6 protein-coding genes are annotated in these 6,126 nt (G+C 70.6%); 2 read left to right on the top strand and 4 right to left on the bottom strand.

Annotated features, from left to right (window positions below; all coding sequences use genetic code 11):
- The 4 genes from ABZZ17_RS27245 to ABZZ17_RS27230 all read right to left on the bottom strand — a co-directional run.
- Window positions 1-827, bottom strand: an 827-nt coding sequence (locus ABZZ17_RS27245) for a homocysteine S-methyltransferase family protein (protein ID WP_356879513.1), incomplete at its 3' end; no start/stop codon positions are given.
- Window positions 824-1,807 carry a PfkB family carbohydrate kinase gene (locus ABZZ17_RS27240; RefSeq protein WP_356879511.1) on the bottom strand — a complete coding sequence of 328 codons (984 nt, stop codon included), beginning with the start codon at window positions 1,805-1,807 and terminating at the stop codon, window positions 824-826. The genes ABZZ17_RS27245 and ABZZ17_RS27240, both read right to left, overlap by 4 nt.
- A 46-nt stretch (window positions 1,808-1,853) precedes the next feature.
- A complete protein-coding gene (gene metK, locus ABZZ17_RS27235; protein WP_356879509.1) occupies window positions 1,854-3,065 on the bottom strand; it encodes a methionine adenosyltransferase in 1,212 nt (403 codons plus the stop codon).
- Window positions 3,066-3,162: 97 nt separating this feature from the next.
- Window positions 3,163-4,299 (bottom strand): DegT/DnrJ/EryC1/StrS family aminotransferase, encoded by a 1,137-nt coding sequence (locus tag ABZZ17_RS27230; protein WP_356879507.1) that lies wholly within the window; start codon window positions 4,297-4,299, stop codon window positions 3,163-3,165.
- A gap of 202 nt (window positions 4,300-4,501) precedes the next feature.
- Here ABZZ17_RS27230 and ABZZ17_RS27225 point away from each other — a divergent pair, with 202 nt between their 5' ends.
- Window positions 4,502-5,413 carry an NADP-dependent oxidoreductase gene (locus ABZZ17_RS27225; RefSeq protein WP_356879529.1) on the top strand — a complete coding sequence of 304 codons (912 nt, stop codon included), beginning with the start codon at window positions 4,502-4,504 and terminating at the stop codon, window positions 5,411-5,413.
- Between the two features lie 91 nt (window positions 5,414-5,504).
- Complete coding sequence (locus ABZZ17_RS27220; protein ID WP_356879505.1) at window positions 5,505-6,095, top strand: NAD(P)H-dependent oxidoreductase; 591 nt, start codon at window positions 5,505-5,507, stop codon at window positions 6,093-6,095.
- Window positions 6,096-6,126 lie beyond the last annotated feature (31 nt).

Here is a 6,126-nt window from a genome sequence, read left to right as displayed (position 1 = left end):
GAAGCCGACAACGGATAGTGCGCACCGTTCTTGCCCAGCACCGGCAGACCCGCGTTCGGCATGCACGACAACGGGATCCGGGCATTGCGCGCCAGATAGCGCAGGTGCTCGCTCATCTCGGCGGGACCGGTCGCGCAGTTCAGGCCGATCATGTCGATGCCGAGCGGCTCCAACGCCGTCAACGCCGCACCGATCTCCGAACCGAGCAGCATGGTGCCCGTGGTCTCGACGGTGACCGAGCAGATCAGCGGCACCGAGAGGCCGAGCGCGTCCAGCGCCCGGCGGGCGCCGATCAGCGCCGACTTGGTCTGGAGCAGGTCCTGGGTGGTCTCCACGAGAAGCGCGTCCGCGCCGCCCGCGACGAGCCCCTCCGCGTTCGCCTGGTAGGCGTCGCGCAGCGTCGTGTACGGGGCGTGGCCGAGGGTGGGCAGCTTGGTGCCGGGGCCCATCGAGCCGAGGACCCAGCGCTGCTGTCCGGTGGAGGCGGTGTACTCGTCGGCGACCTCGCGGGCGATCCGCGCGCCCGCCTCCGACAGCTCGTGGACGCGTTCGGGGATGTCGTACTCGGCGAGCGAGGCGAAGTTCGCGCCGAAGGTGTTGGTCTCGACGCAGTCCACGCCGACCGAGAAGTAGGCCTCGTGGACCGAACGGACGATGTCCGGCCGGGTGACGTTCAGGACCTCGTTGCAGCCCTCCAGCTGCTGGAAGTCCTCCATCGTCGGGTCCTGCTCCTGGAGCATCGTCCCCATGGCTCCGTCGGCGACGACCACACGGGTCGCGAGCGCCTCCCGCAGGGCTTCCGCCCTGCGGACCTGCTCGCCGCTCATGAGACGGCCACCAGCCAGGGCTCGATCTCGGCCGCCGCCGCCCTGCCGTACACCCGGTCGACCCGGCCGACGAGGTCCGAGGGGAGCAGCTTGTACTCCTGGGTGCCGACCGATTCCAGCACCACCGTGGCCAGTGCGCAGCCCAGTTGCGCCGCGCGCTCGTACGAGAGGTCCCAGGCGATGCCCGCGAGGAAGCCGGCGCGGAGGGCGTCGCCCACGCCGGTCGGGTCGGCGGCGGCGTCCGTCGGTACGGCGGGGATGTCCTGCCGGGTGCCGTCGGCCGTCATGATCGAGACGCCGTCGGCGGCCCGCGTCACGATCCAGGTGCCGACCCGCTCCAGGACCTCGTCCTCGTTCCATCCGGTGCGCTCGCGCAGCAGCGCGCTCTCGTACTCGTTCGTGAAGAGCAGGTGGGCCCCGTCGACCAGGCTGCGCGTCTGTTCGGTGTCGAGGCGGGCCAGCTGCTGGGACGGGTCCGCCGCCACGCGCACGCCGAGTGCGTGCGCCGCGGCGGTGTGGCGCAGCATCGCCGCGGGGTCGTCGGCGCCGACCAGCACCAGATCGAGTCCCTGTGCGCGCCGGTACGTCTCGGCGAGGTCGATCCTGCCCGCCTCGGCCATGGCGCCGGCGTAGAAGGTCGCGATCTGGTTCTGGTTGCGGTCCGTCGTGCACACGAAGCGTGCCGTGTGCAGTGTCTCGCTGACCCGGACCGACGTCGTGTCGACTCCGGCTTCGGCCAGCTTCCTGCCGTGCTCGGCGAAGTCGACACCGGCGGCGCCCACGAGCAGGGGCCGCAGGCCGAGGCGGCCGAGGCCGAAGGTGATGTTGGCCCCCACGCCGCCCTGGCGGACCTCCAGCTGATCGACGAGGAACGACAGGGACACCGTGTCGACCTTGTCCGTGATCAACTGCTCCGCGAAGCTTCCCGGGAACACCATGAGGTGGTCGGTCGCGATGGAGCCGGTCACAGCGATTCGCACAACTCTTCTCCTTGGACTGTGGACTTGGCGGCGCGGGGGCGGGTGCTCAGGCCAGGCCGGCGGCCGTGCGCAGGGCGTCGACGCGGTCGGTGCGCTCCCAGGTGAAGTCGGGGAGTTCGCGGCCGAAGTGGCCGTAGGCGGCGGTCTGGGCGTAGATCGGCCGCAGCAGGTCCAGGTCACGGATGATCGCGGCCGGACGCAGGTCGAAGACCTCGCCGATGGCCTCCTCGATCTTCTGGACGTCGACCTTGGCCGTCCCGAAGGTCTCCACGAACAGCCCGACCGGCTCGGCCTTGCCGATCGCGTACGCGACCTGCACCTCGCACCGCGAAGCCAGACCCGCCGCCACCACGTTCTTCGCGACCCACCGCATCGCGTACGCGGCCGAGCGGTCCACCTTCGACGGGTCCTTGCCCGAGAACGCACCGCCACCGTGACGGGCCATACCACCGTACGTATCGATGATGATCTTCCGGCCGGTCAGGCCCGCGTCACCCATCGGACCACCGATCTCGAACCGGCCCGTCGGGTTCACCAGCAGCCGGTACCCCTCCGTGTCCAGCTTGATCCCGTCCTCGGCCAGCTGCGCCAGCACGTGCTCGACGACCGACTCGCGGATGTCGGGGGTCAGCAGGGCTTCCAGGTCGACGTCCGCGGCGTGCTGCGAGGACACCACGACCGTGTCGAGGCGGACGGCCTTGTCACCGTCGTACTCGATGGTGACCTGGGTCTTTCCGTCGGGGCGCAGGTACGGGACCGTGCCGTCCTTGCGGACCTCCGTGAGCCTGCGGGACAGCCGGTGCGCGATGTGGATCGGCAGCGGCATCAGCTCGGGCGTCTCGTCGCAGGCGTAGCCGAACATCAGGCCCTGGTCGCCCGCGCCCTGCTTGTCCAGCTCGTCCTCATCACCCTCGACCCGCTTCTCGTAAGCGGTGTCGACGCCCTGCGCGATGTCCGGGGACTGCGCGCCGATCGACACCGACACGCCACAGGAAGCGCCGTCGAAGCCCTTCTTCGAGGAGTCGTAACCGATGTCCAGGATCTTCTGACGCACGAGCTGCGCGATCGGCGCGTACGCCTTCGTCGTCACCTCGCCCGCGATGTGCACGAGACCGGTGGTGATGAGAGTCTCCACGGCCACGCGCGAGGTCGGGTCCTCGGTGAGGAGCGCGTCGAGGATCGTGTCGCTGATCTGGTCAGCGATCTTGTCGGGGTGACCCTCGGTCACGGACTCCGAGGTGAACAGGCGGCGGGACACGAGCAGCTTCCTCCTGAAGTTGCGGGCGGGTGGCGACCGTCTCCGACTTCGCTGGAGATCCGGTCGAGGAGCGGGCCGGTCGGGGGGTGACGGGCCCCTACCGGCGGGCGTCGACGGCCTTGCGCAGGGTGGCCGCGACCGTGCGGACGTCGTCGTCGGACAGGCCGGGGTGCAGCGGCAGGCACAGGGTGCGGCCCGAGGCGATGTCCGAGGAGGGCAGTACCTGTCCCTCGGACCGGTAGGCGGCCACCTTGTGCAGGGGCGCGTAGCGGAAGGTGGTGTAGATCCCGGCGGCCAGCAGCTCGCTCGCCACCTCGTCGCGGATCTCCGCGTCCAGCTGCACCCAGTAGAAGTAGTACGTGGACTCGTGGCCGTCGGGGAGCCGCGGGGGCGGCGCGATGCCCTCGGCGCCCGCGAGTTCGAGGTCGTAGAGGTCGACGATCTCCTTGCGGCGCGTCACGAACTCGGGCAGCCGGCGCAGCTGCACCCGGCCGATCGCGGCGGTCATGTCGTTGCCGATGACGCGGCGGCCGGGCTCGGGGATGTCGAGCTCCCACCAGCGGTGGGAGACCTTCGCGTGCCCGAACCCGCTGGGCTGGGCGAGACCGTGGTAGGCCAGGCGCCGGGCGCGGGCGGCGAGCTCGGCGTCGCGTACGTAGAGCATGCCGCCGTCGCCGGTGACCAGGACCTTCATCGCGTCGAAGCTCCACATGGCGAGGTCGCCGAAGGTGCCCACGGCCTGGCCGTCCACCCGCGATCCGGCCGAGCAGGCGGCGTCCTCGATCAGGGTGACGCCCCGGTCGCGGCACAGCTGCGCGATGGCCTTGACGTCGCCCGGGTAGCCGCCGTAGTGGAGCACGATGACGGCCTTGGTGCGCTCGGTGAGGGCGCTCTCGACGTGCGCCGCGTCCGGGTTCAGGGTGCGCGGGTCCACGTCGCAGAAGACGGGGCGGCCGCCGGCCGCGAGGACGGCGTTCGCGGCGGCGAGGAAGCTCAGGGAGGGCAGCACCACTTCGTCGCCGTCCCGCAGGTCCAGGCATTCCAGGGCCAGGAAGAGGCCCGCGGTGCCGGAGTTCAGGAAGACGACCTTCTCCGCGTCCACCCCCAGGTGGGCGGCGAACTCCGCCTCGAACGCCTTGGTGCGCGGCCCGTGGCCGAGCCATTTGTCGGCGAACACCTCGGCGACTGCGGCGAGCTCCTCGTCTCCGGTCTGCGGCTGGAAGAGATGTATCACGGGGTTCCCCTCTGATCCGGACAGATGGCCGCGATCGTCGTAATAGGGGCTCGACGAGGGGTGGAGAGCCGGTGGAGGACGACCCCATTCCGGTCTTTCCTTCCGGACCGTGCTTGACCTCAACTCGGCTTGAGGTTCTACGTTCGTCACCAAGGCCTCCACGGGCCGGGCTGAACAGCACATTATTTAAGGGGCGTTGATGATGAAGGCTGCGGGATTCCACGCGTTCGGCGGACCTGAGGTACTGGAACTCCTTGAGGTGCCCACCCCTCAGGCGGGTCCCGGCGAGGTCCGGATCCGGGTGAAGGCGGCCGGCACCCAGCCGACCGACTGCGCGGTGCGCACCGGATGGAATCCGCCCGGTGTCACGATCACCTTCCCGCACGTCACGGGTGGCGACTTCGCCGGCATCGTGGACGAGATCGGTGAGGGCGTCACGGGCTTCTCGGTCGGTGACGAGGTCCTCGGATACCGTCTCCAGGGCACGTACGCCGAATACCTGACCGTGCCCGCTGACCAGATCGTCGCCAAGCCGGCGGGTGTTCCCTGGGAGGTCGCCGGGAGCCTGTCCGCCTCCGGGCAGACGGCGCACACCGCGCTCGAGGTGCTGAAGGTGTCGAAGGGCGAGACCGTCCTGATCAACGGCGCCGCGGGCGGCGTCGGCACCATCGCGGTCCAGCTGGCCGTGCTGCGCGGAGCCAAGGTCATCGCCACGGGCCGTGAGGACAACCACGCGTACCTGCGCGAGCTCGGTGCCGTGCCGGTGACGTACGGCGAGGGCCTCGCCGACCGCGTCCGGGCCCTCGCGCCGGAAGGCGTCGACGCCGCCTTCGACACGGCCAGCGCCGACGGTCTGCGCGTGGCCGCCGAACTGGTCGCGGACAAGGACCGGGTCGGGACCATCTTCGCCTTCGGGGTGCACGAGGAGCTCGGCGTGCGCTGGCTCAGCAGCCAGCGCAACCAGGAGCGGCTGAGCGAGCTGGCCGGCCTGGTCGACAGCGGCAAGCTGCGCGTCCACGTCCGCCGGACCTTCCCCCTGGCGCAGGCGTCCGAGGCGCACCGCGAGCTGGAGACCGGCCACGGCCGCGGCAAGATCGTCCTGCTCACCGACTGAGTCCTTCCGCGGGCCGTGGCGGCCGCCCCCGTGCCGCCACGGCCCCGCCCCTCACCCCTCGTCCTTCCGCATTCCGTGAAAGAGGTACGTCATGTCCGAGAACCCGCTCAAGGTCGGTGTCCTGGTGGGCAGCGTCCGCACCGGCCGCTTCGCCGACAAGGTCTCCCGCTGGTTCGTCTCCGAGGCCGGTCAGCGCGACGACATGGAGATCCACGTCATCGACCTGTCGGAGCCGGCCCTCGTCGAGGAGCTGAAGCTGAACCTCGACCCGCTCGGCACCCCCTCCGAGGCGCCCAACCTCGCGGCCCGCATCGACGGTCTCGACGCGTACGTCGTGATCACCCCGGAGTACAACCATGGCTACCCGGCCTCGCTGAAGCTGGCCATCGACTACGTGTACAACGAATGGCGGGCCAAGCCCGTCGGCTTCGTCTCGTACGGCGGTGTCGCCGGCGGCCTGCGGGCCGTGGAGCAGCTGCGCCAGGTCTTCGCCGAGCTGCACGCCGTCTCCATGCGCGACACGGTGAGCTTCCACAACCCCTGGGAGCGCTTCGACGACGAGGGCCGTCTGCTCGACGACGACGGCGGCAGCTCGAAGGCCGCGTCGGTGCTCCTCGACCAGCTCGCCTGGTGGGGCGTCACCCTGCGCGAGGGCCGCGCGGCGCGCCCGTACGGGAACTGAGGCCCGGCGCACGACGGCGGGGCCCCGTGGA

The organism is Streptomyces sp. NPDC006512 (assembly GCF_040611935.1).
Classification (GTDB): domain Bacteria; phylum Actinomycetota; class Actinomycetes; order Streptomycetales; family Streptomycetaceae; genus Streptomyces.
This window is presented reverse-complemented; position numbering and strand designations above follow the sequence as displayed.

Coding starts and splice junctions, on each gene's coding strand:
- ABZZ17_RS27225 (WP_356879529.1), top strand. CDS start 4,502: ATGAAGGCTGCGGGATTCCACGCGTTCGGCGGACCTGAGGTACTGGAA.
- ABZZ17_RS27220 (WP_356879505.1), top strand. CDS start 5,505: ATGTCCGAGAACCCGCTCAAGGTCGGTGTCCTGGTGGGCAGCGTCCGC.